At 71.7% G+C, this 22,993-nt stretch carries 16 protein-coding genes; 10 read left to right on the top strand and 6 right to left on the bottom strand.

Annotated features, from left to right (window positions below):
- Positions 1-87 precede the first annotated feature (87 nt).
- The 4 genes from FRCN3DRAFT_RS0214710 to FRCN3DRAFT_RS0214695 all read right to left on the bottom strand — a co-directional run bounded on the left by FRCN3DRAFT_RS0214710 (position 88) and on the right by FRCN3DRAFT_RS0214695 (position 8,329).
- The gene (locus FRCN3DRAFT_RS0214710; RefSeq protein ID WP_007507186.1) at positions 88-5,004 is read right to left on the bottom strand and encodes a diguanylate cyclase; all 4,917 of its coding nucleotides are present in this window, start codon (positions 5,002-5,004) and stop codon (positions 88-90) included.
- Positions 5,005-5,125: 121 nt separating this feature from the next.
- Positions 5,126-6,208, bottom strand: a complete 1,083-nt coding sequence (locus FRCN3DRAFT_RS0214705; RefSeq protein ID WP_007507188.1) for a phosphotransferase family protein — start codon at positions 6,206-6,208, stop codon at positions 5,126-5,128.
- Positions 6,208-7,446 (bottom strand): acyl-CoA dehydrogenase family protein, encoded by a 1,239-nt coding sequence (locus FRCN3DRAFT_RS0214700; protein ID WP_007507191.1) that lies wholly within the window; start codon positions 7,444-7,446, stop codon positions 6,208-6,210. The genes FRCN3DRAFT_RS0214705 and FRCN3DRAFT_RS0214700 overlap by 1 nt, the downstream gene beginning before the upstream one ends.
- A gap of 73 nt (positions 7,447-7,519) precedes the next feature.
- A complete protein-coding gene (locus tag FRCN3DRAFT_RS0214695) occupies positions 7,520-8,329 on the bottom strand; it encodes an SDR family NAD(P)-dependent oxidoreductase (protein ID WP_051466261.1) in 810 nt (269 codons plus the stop codon).
- 82 nt (positions 8,330-8,411) lie between these two features.
- On the opposite strand from FRCN3DRAFT_RS0214695, the gene FRCN3DRAFT_RS44525 reads away from it, so the two are divergent.
- Positions 8,412-9,197: an SDR family NAD(P)-dependent oxidoreductase gene (locus tag FRCN3DRAFT_RS44525; RefSeq protein WP_007507194.1), complete on the top strand. Its 786-nt coding sequence runs from the start codon at positions 8,412-8,414 to the stop codon at positions 9,195-9,197.
- Positions 9,198-9,299: 102 nt separating this feature from the next.
- Positions 9,300-11,807 carry a bifunctional acetate--CoA ligase family protein/GNAT family N-acetyltransferase gene (locus FRCN3DRAFT_RS0214685; protein WP_007507195.1) on the top strand — a complete coding sequence of 836 codons (2,508 nt, stop codon included), beginning with the start codon at positions 9,300-9,302 and terminating at the stop codon, positions 11,805-11,807.
- Between the two features lie 60 nt (positions 11,808-11,867).
- Here FRCN3DRAFT_RS0214685 and FRCN3DRAFT_RS0214680 read toward each other — a convergent pair whose 3' ends face one another.
- Positions 11,868-12,626 (bottom strand): SDR family NAD(P)-dependent oxidoreductase, encoded by a 759-nt coding sequence (locus tag FRCN3DRAFT_RS0214680; RefSeq protein ID WP_007507197.1) that lies wholly within the window; start codon positions 12,624-12,626, stop codon positions 11,868-11,870.
- Between the two features lie 87 nt (positions 12,627-12,713).
- Here FRCN3DRAFT_RS0214680 and FRCN3DRAFT_RS0214675 point away from each other — a divergent pair, with 87 nt between their 5' ends.
- The 3 genes from FRCN3DRAFT_RS0214675 (at position 12,714) to FRCN3DRAFT_RS0214665 (ending at position 16,074) form a co-directional block, all read left to right on the top strand.
- Positions 12,714-13,190, top strand: a complete 477-nt coding sequence (locus tag FRCN3DRAFT_RS0214675; RefSeq protein WP_007507199.1) for a Zn-ribbon domain-containing OB-fold protein — start codon at positions 12,714-12,716, stop codon at positions 13,188-13,190.
- The gene (locus FRCN3DRAFT_RS0214670; protein ID WP_007507201.1) at positions 13,187-14,401 is read left to right on the top strand and encodes a thiolase family protein; all 1,215 of its coding nucleotides are present in this window, start codon (positions 13,187-13,189) and stop codon (positions 14,399-14,401) included. The genes FRCN3DRAFT_RS0214675 and FRCN3DRAFT_RS0214670 overlap by 4 nt, the downstream gene beginning before the upstream one ends.
- A gap of 110 nt (positions 14,402-14,511) precedes the next feature.
- Positions 14,512-16,074 (top strand): AMP-binding protein, encoded by a 1,563-nt coding sequence (locus tag FRCN3DRAFT_RS0214665; protein WP_007507203.1) that lies wholly within the window; start codon positions 14,512-14,514, stop codon positions 16,072-16,074.
- A 955-nt stretch (positions 16,075-17,029) separates the two neighbouring features.
- Here FRCN3DRAFT_RS0214665 and FRCN3DRAFT_RS0214660 read toward each other — a convergent pair.
- Entirely contained in the window at positions 17,030-17,941 is a 912-nt protein-coding gene (locus tag FRCN3DRAFT_RS0214660; RefSeq protein ID WP_007507204.1) for a helix-turn-helix transcriptional regulator, read from the bottom strand.
- A gap of 191 nt (positions 17,942-18,132) precedes the next feature.
- On the opposite strand from FRCN3DRAFT_RS0214660, the gene FRCN3DRAFT_RS0214655 reads away from it, so the two are divergent.
- The 5 genes from FRCN3DRAFT_RS0214655 to FRCN3DRAFT_RS0214635 all read left to right on the top strand — a co-directional run bounded on the left by FRCN3DRAFT_RS0214655 (position 18,133) and on the right by FRCN3DRAFT_RS0214635 (position 22,982).
- Complete coding sequence (locus FRCN3DRAFT_RS0214655; protein ID WP_007507206.1) at positions 18,133-19,110, top strand: aldo/keto reductase; 978 nt, start codon at positions 18,133-18,135, stop codon at positions 19,108-19,110.
- A 52-nt stretch (positions 19,111-19,162) separates the two neighbouring features.
- A complete protein-coding gene (locus tag FRCN3DRAFT_RS0214650) occupies positions 19,163-20,017 on the top strand; it encodes an SDR family oxidoreductase (protein ID WP_007507208.1) in 855 nt (284 codons plus the stop codon).
- Between the two features lie 54 nt (positions 20,018-20,071).
- The gene (locus tag FRCN3DRAFT_RS0214645; protein WP_007507210.1) at positions 20,072-20,767 is read left to right on the top strand and encodes a flavodoxin; all 696 of its coding nucleotides are present in this window, start codon (positions 20,072-20,074) and stop codon (positions 20,765-20,767) included.
- Between the two features lie 288 nt (positions 20,768-21,055).
- On the top strand, positions 21,056-21,898 hold the full coding sequence (locus FRCN3DRAFT_RS0214640; RefSeq protein WP_007507212.1) for an SDR family oxidoreductase: 843 nt from the start codon (positions 21,056-21,058) through the stop codon (positions 21,896-21,898).
- 115 nt (positions 21,899-22,013) lie between these two features.
- Entirely contained in the window at positions 22,014-22,982 is a 969-nt protein-coding gene (locus tag FRCN3DRAFT_RS0214635; protein WP_007507213.1) for an aldo/keto reductase, read from the top strand.
- Positions 22,983-22,993 lie beyond the last annotated feature (11 nt).

Below are 22,993 nucleotides of genomic sequence, written 5' to 3'. Positions count from 1 at the left end.
CGCCGTCTGGTGCACCGCATCAGCACCCGCGGCGTACCCCGGGTCCACGCGAATGCGGCCGTCAGAGCGGCCGCGGGTCCCCGCCGGCTATAGCGACGCGGGGTGTGGGTGTGCTACCTCGACGCGGTTGCGTCCGGCACGCTTGGCTCGATAAAGCTCGACGTCGGCGAGATCGATCAGGCTTTGTGGCTGATTGTCGGTGGTGGGGATGGTGGCGGCGACGCCGATGCTGAGGGTGATCATGTGGTCGATGCCGAGGGGGTGTGGTTCGGCGAGCGCGGCGACGGCGTCGCGTAGGTCTCGGGCGACGCGGGCGGCGGTGTCGGTGTCGGTGTGGGGCATGACGATGGCGAACTCCTCGCCGCCGAAGCGGGCGGCGAGGTCGGTGTCGCGGGTGTTGTCGGCCAGGCATGCGGCAACGAGTCGGAGACAGCGGTCGCCGGCGGTGTGGCCGTAGTGGTCGTTGTAGCGCTTGAAGTAGTCGATGTCGGTCATGGCGACGGCGAGGGGGGTGCGCTGATGGCAGGCCTGGTGCCATTCGGCGTGGAGGACTTCTTCGAGGCGTCGTCGGTTGGCCAGTCCGGTGAGGGGGTCGGTGATGGACAGTTGTTCCAGGCGTTGGTTGGCGGCCGCGAGTTGGTGGGTGCGTTCGGCGACTTTGCGCCCCAGGGAGGCGTAGACCTGGGCGTGGTCGAGGGAGACGGCGAGCTGCCCGGCGATGAGCATGATCGGTTCGAGGCGGTTGGTGGCGAACGCGCCGCGGATCATTCGGTTCTCCAGCAGGAGCATGGCTTTGAGTTCGCCGCGGATCGTGAGGGGGATGGCGAGTAGGGAGCAGCGGTCGAGGCTGGTGAGGTAGGGGTCGCGGGCGAATCGGTCGTCGCGGGTGGCGTCGGCGATGACGGTGGGTTCGTGGGTGCGTTCGGTGTACCAGACGACCGAGGGCGGCAGCAGGCGGCGCAGGCCTGCCTCGCGCAGGGGGATGGCGCCGTCGTCGGTGGGTACCAGCCAGCCGCCATCGTTGTCGTCCTGGTCGCGAAGGAGGAGGTGGACGCCGGTGGCGCCGGTCATCTCGGACAGGATTCCCACGACCTTTGCGCGCAGGCCCTCGATGCTGGTCTCGGAGCTCAGCGCCTGGGAGGCGGCGACGACGCCGAGCAGGTCGATGGTGCCGGTGGTGACGGCGGGGCTGCCCGTGGTGGGTTGGGCTGGTGCTCGCGCAGCGGGTTCGGCGCCGGCGGGTTCGGCCGCCAGCGCCGGGTAAGCCCAGTCGAGCTGGCTGACCTTGGCGGTGGCGCCCCAGTCGGCGTACTGGCGGCGGGCGGCGGCGAGCAGCATGCGGCCGGTTTCCTCCATGCCCTGGGCGAGGTGGAACCGTGCGGCGCGTTCCAAGGTCAGTGCCCGGTGCCAGGGGCGTGTGCGGGTGGCGGCCTCACGTTGTGCCAGGTCATAGGTGTACGCGGCCTCCCGGAAGTCACCTGCCGCCCAGGCCCGTTCGGCCTCGACCAGGCGTAACAGGTGCAGGAAGTTGACCGGCGCGTCGGCCGCGCGGGCGGCCAGCCAGTCGACCACCTCGTCCAGCTCGGCCAGCACGGCCCCGCGCCGGCCCGCTTCCGTCGTCCGGGCCTGCCCGGTCAGGGCCAGAGCCCGCAACACGCGCGCGACCGCGATCAGGTAGGTCGCTTCGAGGACCGGCAGCAACCGCATCACCGCCGCTGTGTGCCGGGCCAGCTCGGCCGAATGATCGAAGATGGCGGCGGCGAGCGCCCGGGTGAGGTGCATGTTGGCGGCGGCGAGCGGGTTGGCGGCCAGCAGGCCCTGCTCGGCCGCCTCGTCGGCCGCCTGGCCGACGGCCTCGCCACGCAGCACCCTCGCCAGCTGGCGCCAGGGCCGGAACACCTCTTCGGCGTATCCGTTGCCGGTGCGTGTGGCGATAGCCATCGCCTCGTCGGCACCGGCGACATAGGCGTCCAGCGACGGGCCGCAGTCCAGCAGGTCCGGCAGCAGCACGACATGGGTCCAGCAGGCGTACTGCAGGTCGCCGCCCTGGAGCAGGCCCTCCAGTGCGCGACGCGCGGCGGACAGGTTGTCCTCGAGCGGGTCGAACCAGTGGCCGGTAAAGACCGCATACATCAACTGCATCTGCCAGATGTCCGGTTCGTAGCCGCGTGCGTGACCGACTTGGAGAAGGCGCCGCATGATGCGGTGCCCGGTGCGGTAGTCGTGCCTGAGGGCCGTGGTCAGGACGGAGGCGTGGCTGGTCGGGCCGATCAGGGCGGGATCCGGTCCGTCCCGTGCCCACATCTCCAGCGCCGTCGCGGTCAGCCAGGCCATCATCGGCCGGTCGCAGAGGAACGCCGCGGGGATGAGCCGGTTGATGAGCTTGATGATGCCCAGTCGCGAACGGTCGGTGCCCTCCGGGCGGCACAGGTCGTCGGATGCGTTGGACTGGTCGATCCACCGGTAGACCGCGTCGAGTCTTCGGTCGATCTCCGCGTCGAGGCGCTCCCGGTCCGGCACGGCGAAACCGACCTCGCGCAGCTGGTCCACGCCGAGCCGGACCGCCTCCTCGGCGCGGCCCCGGTTGGTCAGGCTGATCACCTGCAGCACGGTGGCCGCCGTGCGCTGCGCCGGGCGGGTGCACAGCCGACTGACGTTCCGGTATTCCTCGTCCGCCTCCTCCAACCGGCCCAGGCTGTACAGGGCGGCGTGCCGGCCGGTGCGGACCTCGATCAGCTGGTCGGTGTCGGTCGGGTCGACCAGCGGCACCGCCGCGGTCAGGAACCGCTCCACCAGCGGATGGTTGCTCAGCAGCCGCGCCTGCTCGGCGGCCTGCTGGAACAGCCCGGCCACCAGCCGCTGCTCGGCGTCGTCCCGCACCACGTCGACCACGTGCAGGTACTGCTCGGCCGCGACCGCGAAGTACTCGCCCCGCTCGGCCAGCCGCCGGGCCAGCCGCAGTCGCAGGCCACGCCGCCGCCGCGGGCTGAGGGCGCCCAGCACGGACTCCCATGTCCGGTCGTGGTGGAACCGCACCCCCTGCCCGCCGCCAGGCTCGAGCACCAGCAGGCCGGCGGCGAACGCCGGGCCCAGCCGGTGCTCGACATCCTCCGTGGCCAGCCCCGCCGCGACCTCCAACAGGTCGAGCTCCACCCGGCCCGCCAGACACGCCATCACCGCCAACACCTGCCTGGTCGCCGACGGCAGCCCGGCCACCCGAGCGGCCAGCATCCCGGCCACATCCACCCGCCCGAGCCGGCGATCCAGCACCGCCCGATCCCATCGCCACCCGCCGACGCCAGCGACGAGCAGACCGTCGTGGCGTAAGGAGTTCAGCAGCTCCTGCGTGTCATACGGATTGCCACCGGCCGACGGCGCGATCATCCGCGCCAGCTCCGCGGCGGCCTCAGGCGCGACGCGCACCAGGTCTGCAACCATGGCCATCTGGCCGTCCGGGGTCAGGTTGCCCAGCCGCACGATGCGCGGACCGGCCGGCTGGCGCTGCCAGCGGGCGAGCATCGGCGTCATCGGATGAGCCGGGTCGACCTCCTTGTCCCGGTAGGCGCCGACCAGCAGCAGTCCCTCGACCTGTTCGGCGCCGCTGAGGATCAGATCGACGAAGCCCAGCGGAGTCCGCCCGGCCCACTGCAGGTCGTCGACGAAGAACACCACCGGCCGTTTCCTGGAGGCGACGGCGCGCAGGACCTCGACTCCGTTGCGCAGCGCTCGCACCTGCGCGGTCATCGGATCGCCCGGATCCGGGGGGACCTTCAGCAGCGCCGCCAGCTCCGGCACGGTGGCGGTCGCCAGCCCGGCGCTGGGTCCCAACGCCAGCAGTATCCGCTCCCGCACCTCGGCCAGGTATTGCTCGGGCTCGGCCAGCAACAGCCGGCCCAGCGCCCGGAACGCCTGCCAGCCCCCGTCGTACTCCTGGTCACGGCGATACTGGTCGAACTTGCCCGCCACGAACCAGCCGTCGGCACCGGCCACGATCGGCCGCAGTTCGTTGACCAGCGCCGTCTTGCCCACCCCCGGCGCACCGCCGACGAGCAGCCCGCGGCAGCGACCCTCCATCGCCTCGGCGAACGCCACGCCCAGCTCGCGGATCTCCTGGTCACGCCCGGCCAACCGGGATGGCGTCAGTGGCCGTGCGGGGAAATCGTGCTCGCCTGGATGCACCAAGAAGGCGCCACGACGTACCAAGGTGAGATCGTGCACCAGTCCGTCGGCGCTCTGGTAGCGATCGTCCGGCTCCTTCTCCAGCAGATGCATGATGATCGCCGACAGGCCGGCCGGCACCGCCGGGTTCACGGCCGACGGCGGCGCCGGCACCCGCGTCAGATGGTCGTGAATGACCTGAACAGGATCACCGGCACCGAACGGCGGCGCCCCGGTGGCCAGCTCGTACAGCGTCGCCCCGAGCGCGTACAGATCGGCCCGCTGGTCGACGTGACAACCAGTCCGGCCAGTCTGCTCCGGCGCCAAATACGGCACCGTTCCCACGATCTCGCTGTGATGTACGAATTCCGGCTGAACCACCGCGAACGTGGTGGCCAGCGAGAAATCGACCAGGCATGGCGCTCCCCCGCCATCAGTCATCACGATGTTCGCCGGATTGACGTCCCGATGCGCCACCCCCCGCCGGTGCATCTCCGCCATCGCCCGCCCCAGCGACCCGGCCAGTCCGACCAGCTCGACCGGATCCAGCGGAGTAGTCCGCTCGGACAGCGCCACACCGCCGACATCGGCCAGCAGGATCGAGTCCGGGGACGACGGCAGCCCGGTCGCCAACTGCGTGACTCCCTCGACACCGGACAGCTGACCGAGGATCTCCACCTCATGCCGCTGCCGCCGCCGCGCGCCGGGCCCCAGCAGCTCCTTGCGGATCACGCTTCCGCCCGGGAACGTCAGCCGAACGACCCGGGTCCGCTCCGTCTCATGGAGCACCGTCACCCGCGCAGCCAGCAACGGATCCCGGCCCGGCACCGTTGCCCGCTCGTCCATCTACCAGCCCCACACCACGCCACGCCGAGCTCATCTCGCGTGCCCGGACTCTGCCCAGGTTCTGCCCAGACCACGCCCCTGGCAATGGGACGGACCAGACACACCTGCGCGGATGTGGCCCTCAGAGCGTCCGCTCCCCGCGGGCGATCGCGGCCGCGTCCGCGAAGACAGCCGGCGCCATCGGGGCGAACTGGCCGCCGGCCGGGTCGCCGGCCCGGGGCGCCTGGGCGTGGTGGCCTTCCAGGATGCAGCCGAGCTTGAACAGCGACAGCACCTCGTAGAACCGGAGGTCCGCGAGGTCGAGGCTGGTCCGGTCGGCGTAGCGGGCGGCCAGCTGGGCGCGGGTGGCAAGGCCCGTCCGGTCGGCGATGTCGGAGGATCCGAGGAAGGTGGGCGGTTCGCCCGGCTCGTCCCAGCGGGCCAGCAGGTGGCCCAGGTCCAGGAGCGGGTCGCCGATCGTCGCGGTGTCCCAGTCGACGATCGCGGCCAGCCGCGCCGGCGCGTCGTGCGCGAACATCACGTTGAACAGGCTGTAGTCGCCATGCATGATCGCGATCGGCCCGGTGGCGGGCTGGTGGGCGCGCAGCCACGGGGCGAGGACGTCGGTGGCGTCGGGCAACGGCCGGGTCTGGTAGGTACCCAGCTGCCACAGCCAGCGGTCGACCTGCCGGTCGAGGAAGCCGTCGGGCCTGCCGAAGCCGTCGAGCCCTGCCGCCCGCCAGTCGACGGACGCGAGCTCGGCGAGCGCGTCGACCGCTTCCACGCCCAGGGCGCGACGGACCTCGGGGGCGCGGTCGAAGGGGGCGGGCAGGTCGCCCGTCGGGGTGAAGCCGTCGACACGCTCCATGAGGATGAACCGCGCGCCGATGACGTCCGGGTCGGGGCACGTCGCCACCAGCGGCGGGTGCCGGACGGGGGTGTCGGCGAGGGCGCCGAGCAGGGTCGCCTCCCGCAGGGTGTTGCCGGCGCTGCTGGTGATCCGGGCCGCGGGCGCCCGGCGCAGCACGAGCGTCCGCCCGCCCCAGTCCAGCGCGAACAGGGCATTGGCGATGCCGGTGGCCTCACCCAGCCGGGCGAGGCGCGCCGGGCCGCCGCCCGGCAGCAGGGTCTCCAGCCAGGCTTCCAGCCGCGGCAGGTCGACGAGCGGGGCGGCCGGCCGTTCCGGGGCCGCCGCGGCCGCGGCCGGCGTGGCGTCCGCGCCCATCAGAGCAGGTCCCCGCCGGCGGCGGCGGCCGTGGTGCCGTCGCGTTCGAACGCCCGCAGCACGCCCCGGCCGATCATCCAGCGGTGGACCTCGTCGGGGCCATCCACCAGCCGCTGCTGGCGGGCCTCGGCGTACCACTCGGCGAGCGGGGTGTCGAGGGTGTATCCGAGGGAGCCGTGGAGCTGCAGGGCGGTGTCGACGACGTGGTGCAGCATGTGCGCGATGTAGTTCTTCGCGATCGCGTTCTCCTGCCGCAGGTCCTGGCCGCGTTCCATCTTCGCGGCGATGTGCAGGACCATCAGCCGGCTCAGGTAGAGCCGCTCGGCGCAGTCCGCGAGCATCCACTGGACGCCCTGCCGGTCGGCGAGGGGCGCGCCGAACGTCTCCCGCGACAGCGCCCGGCCCGCGGCCAGGTCGAGGGCGGCCTGCGCCTTGGCGATGCTCCACATCCCGTGCCGCAGCCGGCCGTAGCCCAGCCGGTGCTGGCCCATGGCGAAGCCGCGCCCGACGCCGCCGAGCACGTTCGCGTGCGGCACCACGAGGTTGTCGATCCGGACCTCCGCGTGGCCGCTGGTCACCTCGTCCTCGAACCGGGGGCGCAGCGGCTCGTCCATCGTCGGGATGTTGCGCAGGATCCGGTAGCCGGGGTTCGGCAGCTCGACGAGGAACGTCGTGAACTGCTCACGGCGCGGGCCCTGCTCGCTGGTGCGGGCCATGACGAGCGCGAGCTGCGAGATCGACGCGTTGCTGCTGAACCACTTCTCGCCGCCCAGCACCCAGTGGTCGCCGTCGCGGACAGCGGAGGTGCGCAGGCCGGTCGCATCCGCGCCGGCGGCCCGCTCCGTCATCGAGAAGCAGATCCGCAGGTCGCCGGCGACGAGCGGGCGCAGGTAGCGCTCCTTCTGCTCCTGGGTGCCGTGCTCGATGAGGGTGAGCATCGTGGCGTCCTGCGGGCCCATGCAGTTCAGCGCCCACGCGCCCAGGTACGTGAAGGAGCGGCCCACCTCGATCTGGACGAGCGCGTTCGCCAGCGGGCCGAGGCCCATGCCGCCCCACTCCACCGGAACGAAGGGACACCACAGGCCGTCGGCCCGGGCCTTCGCCTGCAGCTCGGCGACAATGTCGAAGTAGGGCTCCCGGCCGACGCGCGCCTCGGCCGGCAGAACGTGGGTGTCGAGGAAGTCGGCGGCCCTGGCGCGCACGGCCTGGGCCTCCTCGGGAATGGCGAAGTCGACCACGGTTGCTCTCCTTTCGCCGGCCCGACCCGCGCCGGTCGACGGCGGTGGCGGTCCGGCCTGGCGGCTGGTCTGGCTAGCTGGTCTGCCGGTATGCGCCGCCGTCGACGCGGATGAGGGTGCCGCTGACCCATGCGGAGGCGGGGCTCGCGAGCCACAGGGCGGTGCCGACGAAGTCGTCGGCGGTACCGGCGCGGCCGAGGGTGGTGGCGCGCGCCGCCTGCTCGCGGCGCTCGGGGGTCCAGGCGTCGGCGATGTCGGTGAGCACGGCGCCGGGCAGGATGCCGTTCGAGCGCACCGCCGGCCCGTAGGCCTCCGCCAGCCCGATGGTCAGCGCGTTGAGGCCCGCCTTGGCGCAGGCGTAGACGAGCTCGTCGGCGCCGGGGCGCAGCGAGCCGATCGTCGAGACGTTGATGATGCTGCCGCCGCCGGCGGCCGCCATCCGGGCACCGGCGAGCGCGCCGAGCCGGAACGGCCCCTTGAGGTTGACCCCGACGACTTTGTCGAAGTAGTCCTCCGTGACGCTGGGAAGGTCCGGGTAGAGCGGGGACATCCCGGCGTTGTTGACCAGGACGTCGCAGCGGCCGAACGCGGCGTAGACCTCGTCGACCAGGCGGTCGCAGTCCGCCCAGCGCCCGACGTGGCAGCCAAGAGGAACCGCCCGGCGGCCGGTCTCCTTCGCGATCCGCTCGGCGGCGGCCTGGCAGGCGTCCAGTTTGCGGCTCGCGACGACGATGTCGGCGCCGGCGGCGGCGAAGCCGCGGGCGACGGCGTAACCGATCCCGCGGCTGCCGCCGGTCACCACCGCGACCCGGCCTTCCAGGTCGAACAGTTCCGCCAGACCCACCGTCGCCTCCCCTCGCGGCGCACCAGTCGCGTCGCTCATGGCAGAGTCTGCCACGATGGCATTCGCTGCCACCACCTGAGAGGATTGTCCGGACAGGCCCTACGGCGATGCGGAGACGGCCATGAAGATCGAAGGCAGCCGGATCGTGGTGACGGGCGCGGCGCACGGCATAGGCCGCGGCCTCGTCGAGGCGTTCCTGGCGCACGGCGCCCGGTCGGTGGTCGTCAGCGACCTGGACACCGAGGCCGTCTCGGCGATGTCCGAGACGCTCGGCGTCCCCGGGCGTCCGTGCGACGTCGGCGATCAGGCGGCACTGACGGCGTTCATCGACTGGGCCGAACAGACTGCCGGGCCGACGGACCTGTTCTGCGGCAACCCGGCGGTGTTCGGCGGGCCGGAGGGCGGCAACCTGCAGACCAGCGCGGCGACCTGGGACCGGTCGTGGCGGGTCAACGTGCTCGCCCACGTCTGGGCCGCGCAGTGCCTGGTGCCCCGGATGCTGCGCCGCGGCGGCGGCTACTTCCTGCAGACGCTCTCTGCGGCGGCACTGATCACCGGACCCTCGGAGCTGGCCTACACCGTCACCAAGCACGCCGCGCTGGGCTTCGCTGAGTGGCTGACAATCAACTACTCGGACAAGGGCATCCGGGTGTCGTGCCTGTGCCCGACCGCGGTCGAGACGCGCACCGTCAGCGGCGCCGACCTCCCGGGGATCGGCCTGGTGCAGACACCGGCCGAGGTCGCCGAGATCACCGTCGCGGGGCTCGCGGCCGAGAACTTCCTGATCCTGCCGAACCCACAGGTGGGCTCGTCGTTCCGGAACAAGGCGACCGACTACGACCGCTGGCTCACCTACACCACGGGCCGCCTCGGCGACCTGCGTCCGCCGTCGCCGTTCATCGACTGACCGGCGACGACGCGGGACGACGGTATGAGCGGGATACTGGCGGGCTGGGCGCGGTCGACGGCGATTGCTGATCATCGCCGCTAGGCTGGATCGGTGGCGGCGATGAGGCAGGACAGGGTGACCTCCTCGTGGGAGCGGCCGGGGCTGCTACGTGACGGCCGGTCGGTGCTCGTCCGGCCGATCCACGTGGACGACGCCGAAGCCCTGACCGCGTTCGGCAACCGGCTCTCCCGCCGGACGATCTCCTACCGGCTGCTCGGCCCGGTGGTGCGGATCAGCGACGGGACCCTGCGCGCCTGGGCCGACGTCGACCAGGTCGACCACATCGCGCTCGTCGCCTTCCTGGGCGCCCGGCTCATCGGCGGAGCCCGTTGCCTGCGCGCGCCGGAGGAGCCCGACCAGGGCGAGGCCACGTTCACCATCGAGGACGACTTCCAGGGGCTCGGCCTCGGCGCGCTGCTGCTCGAACGGCTCGCCCAGGCGGCCCGCGCCCGCGGCGTCACGACCATGACCGCGGACGTGCTCGCCGACAACACTCGCATGCTGCGTGCTTTCGCGGGCTCCGGGTACCGGACCGAGACGGTCTGGGACGGGTCGGTCGTGCACGTGACGATGGCGACGGATCCGGGCGCCCAGACCGTGGCCCGTTCCGACCGGCGGGAGCACGTCGCGGTCCGCTCGTCGCTGCGGCCACTCCTGCGACCCCGCTCGATCGCCGTCGTCGGCGCCGGACGACGGCCGGAGACGATCGGCCACGAGATCCTGCGCAACCTGGTCGCCCACGGCTTCGGCGGGCCCGTCCACCCCGTCAATCCCCATGCCGACCAGATCGCGGGCGTCCCGGCGTTCCCGAGCCTGCGCGACCTGCCGGAGCCTGTGGACCTCGTCATCGTCGCCGTGCCCGCCGAGGGCGTGGAGGAGGTCGTGCGGGAGGCCTCGACCGTCGGCGCGGGCGCGGTGGTCGTGGTGTCGACGGGGTTCGGCGAGACGGGGCCCGCCGGCCTGGCCCGGGAGCGACGCCTCGTCCAGGCCGCCCGGGCAGCCGGGATGCGCCTGGTCGGGCCGAACTGCATGGGCCTGGTGAGCCGGATCGAGGACCGGACCGTGTTCGCCACGTTCGCGCCGCGTCTCCCGCCGCCCGGCGCGGTGTCGATGTCGAGCCGGTCCGGGCCGCTCGGGCTCGCGGTGCTGACGCACGCCGAGCAGCTCGGCCTCGGCTTCGCCAGCTTCGTGTCGATCGGCAACGCCGCGGACGTCTCCACCAACGACCTGTTGCAGTGGTGGGAGGAGGACCCGGCGACCGGGGTGATCCTGCTGCACCTCGACCGGTTCGGGAACCCTCGCAAGTTCGCCCGCGTCGCCCGGCGGATCGCCGCCCGCAAGCCCATCGTCGCGGTGCACGCTGGCGTGCCGACGCTGTCGGGCCGGGCCAGCGGCGCGACGCGGGACGCCCGGCCGGTCACCGGCGCCGACACCGCGCTGGACGCGTTGTTCCAGCAGTCGGGAATCATCAGGACCCGTTCGCTGGGCGCGATGTTCGACGTCGCGCTGCTGCTCGCGAACCAGCCGGTGCCCGGCGGCAACCGGGTCGCGATCGTCACGAACGCGGGTGGCCCTGGCGCCCTGACCGCCGACGCGTGCCGGGCGAGCGGGTTGGTCGTCGCCGAGCACGCTGGGGCGGACCTCGGCCCGACCGCGACGGCCGCCGACTACCAGACGAGCCTCACAGCGGCGCTCGCCGACCCGGCGGTGGACGCGGCGATCGTCCTGTACGTCCCACCGCTGGTCCGGCACGTCACCGAGGTCGCCGCGGCCATCGCCTCGGCGGCCGCGGCGGCGCCCGACAAGCCGGTCGTGACGAGCTTCCTGTCCGCGTCGGGGCTGCCCTCGCTGCTGCGCCGCGAGGGACGGGCGATCCCCAGCTACGTGTTTCCCGAGGCGGCGGCCACCGCGCTCGGCGCGGCCGCGGCCTACGGCGCGTGGCGGCGCAGCCCGGCCGGCGTCGTGATCACTCCGCGCGATCCGGACCGCGCGGCGGCCCGGGCGCTGCTCGACGACCAGCCGGCGGGTCCTGTCGGTCCCGACGCCGTCCGGGCGCTGCTGCGCGGCTACGGCATTCCAGTCCCGGTCTCCGGACGCGCCGCCGCCGGACAACCCGCCGCCGGGCAATTGGCCGCCGGGCAACCGGCCGCGGGCGAGGAGCCGGGCGCCGTGGACGTCGCGGTCGGCGTGACGACCGACCCGGTCTTCGGCCCGGTGGTGACCCTCGCGCTCGCCGGCGACTACGCGGATCTGGTCGGCGACGTGGCGCTGCGCGTCACCCCGCTGTCCAGCCGGGACGCACCGGAGATGACACGGTCGCTACGTGCCTTCCCGCTGCTGGACGGCTGGCGGGGAGCGCCGCGGTGCGATGTCGCCGCGCTGGAGGACGTGCTGCTGCGGGTGTCGGCGCTGGTCGAGGACCTGCCGCGGGTCACCGACCTGGCGATCCGGCCGCTGCGGGTGTTCCCCGAGGGCGGCGGCGTGGCCGTACTGGAGGCTCGCCTCACTCTCGCGTCGCCGGACGGCGCGGCATCTGGCGACGCGGCATCCGGCGACACGGCGAGCTGACGGCCGCCGAGCCCGGCCGCGCGGCGGCGGCCGAACCGCGCGCGGCCGCCGACGGGTGGGTCACTGGACCTCGCGACCGCCGCCGAGCATGAGGGTCGCCCCCGTCAGGTAGGACATGTCGTCGCTGACGAGCGCGGCCACCGCCCGGCCGATGTCGGTCTCGGGGTCGCCGAACCGGCCCAGCGGGATCTCCCGCATCACCATCGCGAAGCGCTCGGGGTTGGCCTCGCGATACTCCTCGGCGGCGGGCGACGTCGCGGTCGGGCAGATGACGTTCACGCGGATGCCGTAGCGGCCCCACTCGCGGGCCGCGACCCGGGACAGGCCGCGGATGGCCTCCTTGGCCATCGCGTAGGAGCCGAAGGTGGTGTCGCCGCGGACGCCCGTGGACGAGCCGAAGTTCACGATGCTGCCGCCGCGTTCCTTCAGGTGCGGCAGGCAGGCCTGCATGCAGTAGAGCGTGCCCAGAGCGCCGCTGCGCCAGGCGAGCTCGACGTCGGCGTCCGTGGTCTGCTCGAGCCGGACCTGGACCGAGGACTGCGCGTTGTTGACCAGGATGTCCAGCGCGCCGAACTCGGCGACCGTCGCCGCGGCCATCCGGTCGGCGTCGGCCCGCACGCCGACGTCACCCGTGACCGCGAGCGCGCGGGCGCGGGCGCCCAGGTCGACCAGTTCCTTCACCACGGTGTCGAGGGGTTCGGCCCGCCGGCCGGACACGGCCACGCGGGCGCCCTCCCGGGCGAGCGCATGCGCGATGCCCCGTCCGACGCCCTGGCCGGCGCCCGTCACCAGCGCGACCTGGCCATCCAGTCGTCCCATGCTCGCCACCCCACCTCTTCAAATAGCTAACTTCTCACTATAATTATAGGATGTGACGTGGAGCGCAACAGAGCAGGGAGGCGCCGCATGACCGCTGGCACGGCCACCGGGCCGGTCGACGACGAGGAGGTGCTGCTGGCCTACCCGGACGTACGGCTGGACCGCCTCAATGCCCGGTTCTACGCCGGTCTGCTGCGTCATGAACTGCTGGCGACCCGCTGCGGGGACTGCGGGAACTGGGCGGCCCAGCAGCGCCCGCTCTGCCCGGCCTGCTGGTCGACGAACGTCACCCCGGCGCCGGTGTCCGGGCGCGGGACCGTCCACACGCTCACGCTGCTGCACCAGGGGCCGCCGGCGCCGGACGTCGACTACACGAGGCCGTGGCCGCTGGCCGCCGTCGAGCTTGCCGAGCAGCCGGGCCTGCGGTTCGCCGCCACGATCGTCGACTGCCCGCCCGAGCGGCTCGCCGTCGGCCTGCCCGTCGAGCTGACCTGGATCACCCGCACTGGCGCGCCCTGGTACGCGTTCCGGCCGGCGGCGCCGAGCACGGAGGTACACCAGTGAGCGCGCGCAACCGAGCCAAGGACAAGGTCGCCATCGCCGGGGTCGGCCTGTCGCCGTACGCCCGCGACCGCGGCGCCACGACGGAGCTTTCGATGGTGCTCGAGGCCGCCACGGCGGCAGTCCGCGACGCGGGCCTGACCGGCGCCGACATCGACGGAGTCGTCGGCGGCGGCCTGCTGACCGGGGGGATCGACCCGTCGACGGTCGTGTCGGCCCTGGGCCTCGACGAGGTCACCTACTGGGCGCAGGTGCGCCCGCCCATCATGAACCACCTGCTCGCGGCGATCGGCGCGGTCTGCTCCGGCGCCGCCGAGACCGTCCTCGTCTACCACTCGATGTACCGGGTGAGCGGGAACTCCCGCGGCGCGGGCGCCGACCCGTTCCGCCGCCGCGCCGCGTTCGGCCTGCCGGACGGCCGGGCCGCCACCGGCGAGGGCCACACCGACGGCGAGCCCTACGGGATGTTCGGCTCGATCGGCTACGCGGCCTGGGCGGGCCGCTACCTCGCCGAGTTCGGCCGCACCCGCGAGGACCTCGGCCTGGTCGCGCTCAACGCGCGGGCGAACGGCGCCCGCAACCCGAACGCGGTCATGCGGGCACCGCTGACCATGGACGAGTACCTCGTCGGCCGGATGATCCGCGAACCGCTGTGCCTGTTCGACATGGACGTGCCGGTCGACGGCGCGGACGCCTTCGTCGTCACCACCACCGAGCGCGCCCGCGACCTGGTGACGCCACCCGTGCTCGTGCACGCGGCGAGCATGGGCATGACCCGCCATCCCGAGGAGCACCTTGCCGAGGACCTGTCCGTCACCGGGCAGGCGGTCGTCGCCCGTGACCTGCGAGCCAAGAGCGACCTGTGGATCGAGGACGCCGACCTGTTCCTCCCCTACGACGGCTTCTCGTTCCTGACGCTGCGCTGCCTGGAGACCTACGGCTGGTGCAAGCCGGGCGAGGCCGGCGACTTCCTGCGCGCCCACCGCGCCGACGACACCGGACGGGTCCTCATCGACGGCAGGGTGCCCATCAACCCGCACGGCGGCAGCCTCTCCGAGGGCGGATCGCAGGCCGCCGGCCACGTCCGCGAGGCCGTCACCCAGCTACGCGGCATCGCCGGGGAGCGCCAGGTGCCGGACGCGCGGGTGGCGTTCCTGACGCCCGGCGGCCTGTTCTTCAACGCTCAGGGGCTCGTCCTGCGCACCGACGACTGAACACTCGTGCACGGCCCACCCAGCCGGCCCGGCCGACCCACGATCATCGACCGTCCTCCCGAGCCACCGTCCGCCCGAGCGCCGGCTTCCTTCTCCAGGAGAAGATCGACATGCCTGTGTACCGCCAGACCTTCGGCGACGTCCTGCGCGACCACGCCCGCGCCTTCCCGGACCAGGTCGCCCTGGTCGACGGCGAGACGCGGCTGACCTGGCCGGAGCTCGACAGCCGGGTCAACCGGCTGGCCGACGCGCTGCGCGCGACCGGCACCGGGGAGGGCGACCGGATCCTGTGGCTCGGCCAGAACTCCGCGCGCGTGTACGAGCTGCTGGCGGCGGCGGCGAAGATCGGCGCGATGGTGTGCCCCGGTTACTGGCGCTGGTCGGTCGACGAGATGGCCTTCGCGATCGAGGACTTCTCCCCCACGGTCGTGGTCTGGCAGGACGAGGAGATCGGCGCGACGGTCCGGGAGGCGCGCGCGCAGGTCGGCGACCGGCACAAGGCGCTGTGGCTCCAGCACGACGCCGACGGGCCGGACGCCTACGAGGCGTTCCTCACCGGCGGAGCCGACACCGACCCGGAGACCAAGGTCTCCCCCGACGCCGCCCTGCTGGTCATCTACACGGCCGCCATCTCCGGCCGCCAGTGCGGCTCCATGCTGTCGCACACCAACCTGATCGGCATGGGGATGACGACGGCCTGGGCCGGCGACATCGGCGCCGAGACCGTCTTCCTCAACTCGGGCCCGATGTTCCACATCGGCAACTTCCAGTACTTCGGCGTCTCCACGTTCCTGTTCGGCGGCACGAACGTCGTGCTGCCCCGCGTCGCCGCCGCCGAGGTGCTGCGCCTGCTCGCTGAGGAGCGCTGCACCCATGCCTACCTCATGCCCGCCACGATCGCCGAGGTCGTCGCCCTGCAGGCGGCCGAGCCACGGGACCTGTCCTCGCTGCGAGCGACGTTCGCGGCCCCGCTGTGGAACGGGGTGGTCGAGACCGACCAGAGCCGGTTCGCCCGGATGGGCGGCGGCATGGGGCAGGGCTACGGGCAGACGGAGCTGGCCGGCATGAACCTGCTGCGCTCCTATGGCAACGGCGGGGCGAACGCCGGTCGGCCCTCCCCGCTGCTGCAGGTGCGCCTCCTCGACCCGGACGGGCGTGAGGTGCCCGTCGGGGAGGTCGGCGAGATCTGCGCCCGCGGCGACCTGGTGAACCTCGGCTACTGGAACCGTCCCGAGGTGAACGCCCGCCGCTGGGCGCACGGCTGGTGGCACACCAGCGACGCCGGGCGGCGCGAGGCGGACGGCAGCATCACGTTCGTCGGCACGCTCACCCGCATGATCAAGTCAGGCGCGGAGAACATCTTCCCCGCCGAGGTGGAGCGCGCGCTCGAGGCCCACCCGGCGGTCCGGGAGGCGGCCGTCATCGGCGTCCCGAACGAGCGTTGGCTGCAGGACGTCAAGGCCGTCATCGCGCTCGCCGACGGCGCCGCCGCGGACGCCGCCGAGCTGATCGAACACTGCCGCGCGCTGATCGCGACCTACAAGAAGCCCAAGACGGTCGAGTTCGTCGACGCGCTCCCCCGGGCCGGCGGCGCGGTCGACTACGACGCCCTCGACGAACGCTTCGGCGGCGGCGGCTACCCGGGCGGCAGCCACCTCGGCGCGGGCCACTGACCGCGCGCCCCACAACGTCGTGTGCCCGGCCCAGGCACTCCGGGGCCAGGCACAGGCACTCCGAGTGCCTCGCTTCGCTCCGTCGGGTGCGAGCTACCGCCTTGCGTTCGTCCGGACGTGGATTCGAGCCCCGCCCGCCCCACTACGGAGCGCAACAAGCCCCCGACCTGGTCAAATAGGTTTGACCTATGAGTCGGAATGGTGCGCGAGATGTCATCGTTGCAGGTCAGAACACATGATCAACCGGTTCGTACAATGCCAGACTTCCTGGGACTGCCGGCCTGTCGGTGACTGTCGGTGCGGGATCTGCTTCCTCTGGCATCCGCCGCCCCTCGCCAGCGCTGGCGGCAGGCTCGTCTGGATCACCACAGGCCTGGAGCCTTCAGCAGGTCGAACTGGTAGGAGGAACGTCGGGCGCGACGCTCCTACTGGAGCGGTGAGCATCACGACAAGCAGCCCAGTGGCGAACCGGGATCACTCATGCTGCCGGGGAATGTTAATAGGGCTCTCGCTGGATAACTCCGGCTGCACGACGGAGCGCCTGCCTCGCAGGCTCTCACTAGTCTGAATCGGAACCTTCCTCCACCGGTGGCAGGCGGTCTCCTGGCGAAAGCCCTCGAAAAGATTGGCGATGTCAAGGAGAGCTACCCGTCGGACCCACTTTCGGCCGCAGCGACCATGACCCTTTCGGCACCTGTTCGACATCGGCGAGCGTAAGTCCAGAATCAGCCCGCTTGGCCCGGTTTTCTGCTGGTGCTCCCTGCCTGCCCGCAGCGCGGAGATTGCCTCTTCTCGTTGCGCCGCAGTCATCGGCACGGTCTCGATCTACGCGACCACCGGCCGGCCGGAGGATGCCGGCGAGCTGCTCGGCGTCGGCAGCGGACAGCGGTGCGCGGGCCGCGGCGGCCGTGACCTTTTCGGTATGGCGCGCTGACCAGAAGGTGGCCAGCTGTCATTACGACCCCTGAGGAGAGTCCTTCATCTCGGCAGCGATGGCGCGATCGCCCGGTGTGGTCTCGTCGCCGGTCGCCGTCCACGCGGCGAGCAGTTGCAGTCCGTCGTGGGACGGGGACTGGGGCGGGGCGGAGTAGGTCAGGATGGACAGGTCGGGGTCTGAGGGCAGTGTCAGGATCTCGTAGGTGAGGTCGAGACGCCCGACGACGGGGTGGTTGATCTTCTTCGTTCCGCCGCGGTGGTTGAACACGTCGTGGGAGCCCCACCAGGTGCGGAAGCGGTCGTTGCGGGTGACGAGCTCGCCGATGAGGTCGGTGAGGTCTTTGTCGTAGGGGTCGCGTCCTGCCGCGGCTCGTAGAGCGCCGACCACTTCGGTGGCCTGTACTTCCCAGTCCACCCAGAAGTCGTGGGCGCGGGTGTCGAGGAAGACGAATCGGGCGTGGTTGGGCGGGTGGGTGGGGTCGTCGAACAGGGGGTCGTACAGGGTGCGGCCCATCCGGTTGGTCATGACCAGGTCCATGCGGCCGTTGACCACGCACGCGGGCAGGTCGCTGAGACCCTCGACGATGGCGCGGATGCTCTCGCGTATCTTGACCTGCCGTGGCCGGCGCTTCGGGGTTCCGCGGCCGGCTCTCGCGACGCGGGCCAGGGCGAACAGGTGCTGGCGCTCGTCGTCGGCCAGGCGTAGGGCGCGGGCGAGGGCGGACAGGACGCTGTCGGAGGCACCGGTGAGGTCGCCGCGTTCGAGGCGTGTGTAGTAGTCCACCGAGACACCGGCCAGCTGGGCGACCTCGTCGCGGCGCAGTCCCGGCACCCGGCGCAGGCCACCGTAGGTGGGCAGGCCGACCTGCTCGGGGGTGATCCGCGCCCGCCGGCTGGCCAGGAAACTGCGCACCTGTTCGCGGTTGTCCATACCTCGACGGTAGGCGTCCGGCGTGCAGGGTGGCTGGCCCTGACAGAACCTCCCACCCCTGCCCGGGTCTACCTAGCCTCGTAACTGTCCCGCTCGCCACGGCTGCTCGCCGGGGCCGGCCGCCACGACGAGCCATCGCCTCGCAGACGCGATCACAGGCTGGGGCAGACCATCAAGGAGAGGAAGCCGCCATGCAGTACACCCGTCTGGGCAGCTCCGGGCTGAAGGTCAGCCGGGTCGCGCTGGGATGTATGAGCTTCGGGGACACCTCGCGGATGTCCTGGGCGCTCGACGACGCCGGCGCCGAGCCGATCTTCCGCCAGGCCGTGGACGCCGGGATCACCTTCTGGGACACCGCCAATATCTACGGGCACGGAACGTCGGAGGAGATCGTCGGCCGCGCGATCACGAAGTACACCCGCCGCGACGACGTCGTCCTGGCCACCAAGCTGTTCTCGAAGATGCATGAGGGTCCCGGCGGGGCGGGACTGTCACGTAAGGCGGTCATGGAGCAGATCGACGCCTCCCTGAAGCGTCTCGGCACCGACTACGTCGACCTCTACCAGATCCACCGCTTCGACCCTGAGACTCCGGTCGAGGAGACGATGGAAGCCCTGCACGACCTCGTCAGGGCCGGCAAGGTCCGCTACCTGGGTGCGTCGTCGATGTGGGCGTGGCAGTTCGCGACGATGCAGCACGCGGCGCGGACCCACGGGTGGACGCCGTTCATCAGCATGCAGGACCAGTACAGCCTCCTCGCACGGGAAGAGGAGCGGGAGATGTTCGGCCTCCTCGCCGACCAGGGTGTGGGGTCCATCCCGTGGAGCCCGCTGGCGGGTGGCCGGGTCGCTCGCCCGTGGGGGCAGAAGGACACCGTGCGTGCCAAGGCGAACCCTGACGTGGACATGTTCGGTCGCCCGCTGGTCTTCGACAGCGACCAGGCCATCGTCGACGCCGTAGCCCAGATCGCCGAGGCCCGCGGCATCTCGATGGCGCAGATCGCGCTGGCCTGGGTCCTGAAGAACCCGGTGGTCTCCGCGCCCATCGTCGGCGCCACCAAGAGCCATCACCTCAGCGACGCCGTCGCCGCCCTGGACGTAACGCTCACCGACGACGAGATCGCCGCCCTCGAAGACCCCTACACACCGCGACTGCCGACCTACTTCTAGTCGCTGACATCCCGGGCGACCGCCGACGCACCCTCGTGACGAGGAGCACTGCATGAGCATGTCCACGGCCACGGCCACCGAGGTCGTCGTCGTCATCGGCGCCGGCTCGATGGGCCAGGCCATCGCCCGCCGCATCGGCGTCGGCAAGACCGTCCTGTTCGCAGACGTGAGTCTCGACGCCGCCGAAGCGGCCTCGACGGCCCTGACCACAGCCGGATATGCGACGGCTACCGCCCATGTCGACGTCTCCTCGCAGGACTCCGTCCGAGCCCTGGTCACGGCCGCCACCGACCTGGGCGAGGTCGTTCACCTCGTCCACACCGCCGGGCTGTCGCCCGCGCAGGCCACACCCGAGGCGATCATCCAGGTGGACCTCGTCGGCGTCGCCTACGCACTGGAGGAGTTCGGCGGCGTCATCGCCGAAGGCGGCTCCGGCATCGTCATCGCCAGCCAGGCCGGCCACATGATCCCGCCACTACCCGCCGAGCAGAACCAGGCGCTGGCCGCGACCCCCGCCTCGCAGCTCGCCGCGCTGCCGTTCCTGGCCGCCGATGTCCTTGCCAACTCCGGCATGGCTTATGCCATCGCCAAGCGCGCCAACGTTCTGCGGGTCCAGGCGGCCAGCGTGGTCTGGGGCGACCGGGGGGCACGGCTGAACTCCCTGAGCCCTGGCATCATCATGACCCCGCTCGCCCTCGATGAGTTCAACTCCCCCGCCGGCCCGGCCTACCAAGAGATGATCAAAACTTCGTCCGCCGGTCGTGTCGGCACCCCCGACGAGATCGCTGCCACCGCCGCCTTCCTCATGGGACGCGACGGGGCGTTCGTCACTGGTACCGACCTGCTCATCGACGGCGGCGTGATCGCCTCCATCGTCACCGGCCGCTACAGCCTGTCCCTCGGCTGATCCCAAAGCGATCGCGCGACGACTAGTACTACCGATCACGGCTCAGGAGGCTGCGTGACCTCTACGCTCCACCGCCGGCACCTCCTGCGAGCCGCCGCGCTAGGCGGCATCGCCACGGTCGGCCTCGGCCCCACGAGCTGCTCGCGGGACGACCCACAATCGACGACCTCCACCTCGGCGTCGACCTCCTCGGCCGCGAGACCAGCACTCACGCCGTCGGAGGCGACTGGGCGCGTCCTTCTCGCCTACTTCTCCAGAGCCGGGGAGAACTACTACTACGGCGGCAGGCGCACCCTCACCGTCGGCAACACCGAGAAGCTCGCCACCATGATCGCCGCGAACATCGACTGCGACGTCTACCGGATCGAAGCGGCCGACCCGTACTCGGACAGCTACGACCAAACCGTCGCCCGCAACGTTCAGGAACAGCGCAGCGACGCGCGCCCCGCCATCGCCCGACCACTGCCCGACGTCACCGGCTACGACACGATCCTGCTGGGCAGTCCGATCTGGAACGTACGACCACCGCGCATCATGCTCACCTTCCTCGCCAACCTCGACCTTCAGACCAAAGCCCTCATCCCGTTCACCACCTGCGCCATGAGCGGCCTGGGGCTCACGGCGCAGGAGTACACCGCCGCCGCTCCCCACGCACGCCTCGGCACCGGCCTGGCCGTGCAGGGCGAAAAGGTCGACAACGCGGGCGGCGACGTCGAGCGATGGGTGACGAACACGCTGCGAACCCGCTGAACGCTTCTGAGCGGTCCAGGCCCGGCCGCGCTGCCGCTGGCGAAGCGCGCCGGAGTGGCAGGTTCTGGCCTTACAGGTAATGACAGAACCTGCCTGCTTGCCGGTAGCGCACCTAGCGTAGGAGCCCTACAGGGGCAGCGTGATCCCGAGTTCCGGGCTCCGCGTCAGGGGCAGGGCTGATCCCGGAGCAGCCAGGATCCCCCCACCCTCAACGGCCTGCGGGCCGTGGACGAGGTCACCGCCGCGACGCGGCGTTGGCCACCTTCCCAGACCACCGCGGAGGACGCGATGACAGAACGGACGTGGCTGATCACCGGGGTCAACAGCGGTTTCGGCCGTGAGCTCACCGAGCAGCTCCTCGCCCGCGGCGATCGCGTCGTCGGCACCGTCCGCGACCCCGCCAAGGTGAAGGACCTGACCGACACCCACGGCGACGCCTTCCACGCCGAGGTCCTCGATGTCACCGACACCCCGGCGATCCACACGGTCGTCAACCGCGCGTTCGCTATCGCGGGGCGGCTCGACGTCGTCGTTTCCAACGCCGGCTACGGGCTGTTCGGCGCGGCCGAGGAACTCAGCGATGCCCAGATCGACCACATCATCGCGACCAACCTCACCGGCTCGATCCAGGTCATCCGCTCCGCGCTGCCCCACCTACGCGCTCAGGGCGGCGGGCGGATCATCCAGATCTCCTCCTACGGCGGGCAGGTCGCCTTCCCCGGAAACTCGCTCTACCACGCCACCAAATGGGGTATCGAAGGCTTCGCCGAGTCCGTCGCCCAGGAAGTAGCCGGCTTCGGGATCGGTGTGACGATCGTCGAGCCCGGCGGCGCGCGCACCGAGTTCCGGTACGGAAGCGCCCAGGTCGCCGACCTTCTGGACGTCTACGACGCCACCCCGGCGCATGGCTTCCTCGCGATGCTCGACCCGGCGAGCGCGCCCGCGGCCGGTGACCCGGCGCGGATGGCCGCCCGCATCATCGACAGCGTCGAGGTCGAACCCGCGCCCCTGCGCCTCGTCCTGGGGTCCCAGGCGCTCGACACGACCCTGGGGACCCTGCGCGCTCGCATGGACGGCTTCGAACGCCAGCGTGATCTCGCGGTTTCCACCGACCACGCGCCCGGCGAGTAACGCGAGCGATCCGCGCCCCGGTTGCCGCGTCGGAGGCAAACCCCGACGCGCACGATGCGTGGACGGCGTCAGAAGAGCTGAGAAGCCAGACCGGACCGAAGAGGAGCGAAGAGAGATGAAGAAGCGATTCCTGGGGACCAGCGGCCTGGAAGTCTCGGCAGTCGGCTTGGGCTGCATGAGCCTGCGCTCACGCGACGAGGCCCTACCCCTGATCCGCCGCGCGATCGAGTTGGGCGTGACGTTCTTCGACACTGCCGAGGTGTACGGCGGGCGTACCAACGAGGCGTTCCTCGGCGAGGCACTGCAGCCGGTGCGCAACCAGGTGAAGATCGCCACGAAGTTCGGGTTCAACCTCGAAGACGGCCGCCAGGCGGGCCTCAACAGCCGGCCCGAGCACATCCGCGAAGTTGTCGACGCCTCCCTGGCCCGGCTGCGCACCGACCACATCGACCTGCTCTACCAGCACCGCGTCGACCCGGATGTGCCGATCGAAGACGTCGCGGGAACCGTGAAGGAGCTGATCGAGGCGGGCAAGGTCGGCCACTTCGGCCTGTCCGAGGCCGGGGTCGAGGTCATCCGCCGCGCCCACACAGTGCAGCCGGTCACCGCCCTGCAAAGCGAGTACTCGCTGTGGTGGCGCGAGCCGGAAGCCGAGATCCTGCCGACCCTGACGGAGCTCGGCATCGGGTTCGTCCCCTACAGCCCACTCGGCAAGGGCTTCCTCACCGGAAACATCACCTCGGTCGCCGACATCTCCAGCGCGGACGACTTCCGGACGATCTTCCCCCGATTCACCCAGGACACGATCGAAGCCAGCCAGGGCCTGGTCCACCTGCTGCAGCGCATCGCGAGGCGCCACGGCGCGACCCCGGGACAGGTCGCGATCGCATGGATTCTCGCCGGCAACCCCTGGGCGGTGCCGATTCCCGGCACCCGCCGCATCGAACGGCTGGAGGAGAACGTCGGCGGCGCCACCGTCGCGCTCACCGACGAAGACCTCGCCGAGATCCAGCAGGCCGCCGACGCGTTCCAGCTCACCGGCGACCGCTACCCCGAAGCGATGCAGAAGCTCATCAACCGCTAAACCCGAGCCCG

This window comes from Pseudofrankia saprophytica (assembly GCF_000235425.2).
Lineage (GTDB): Bacteria > Actinomycetota > Actinomycetes > Frankiales > Frankiaceae > Pseudofrankia > Pseudofrankia saprophytica.
This window is presented reverse-complemented; position numbering and strand designations above follow the sequence as displayed.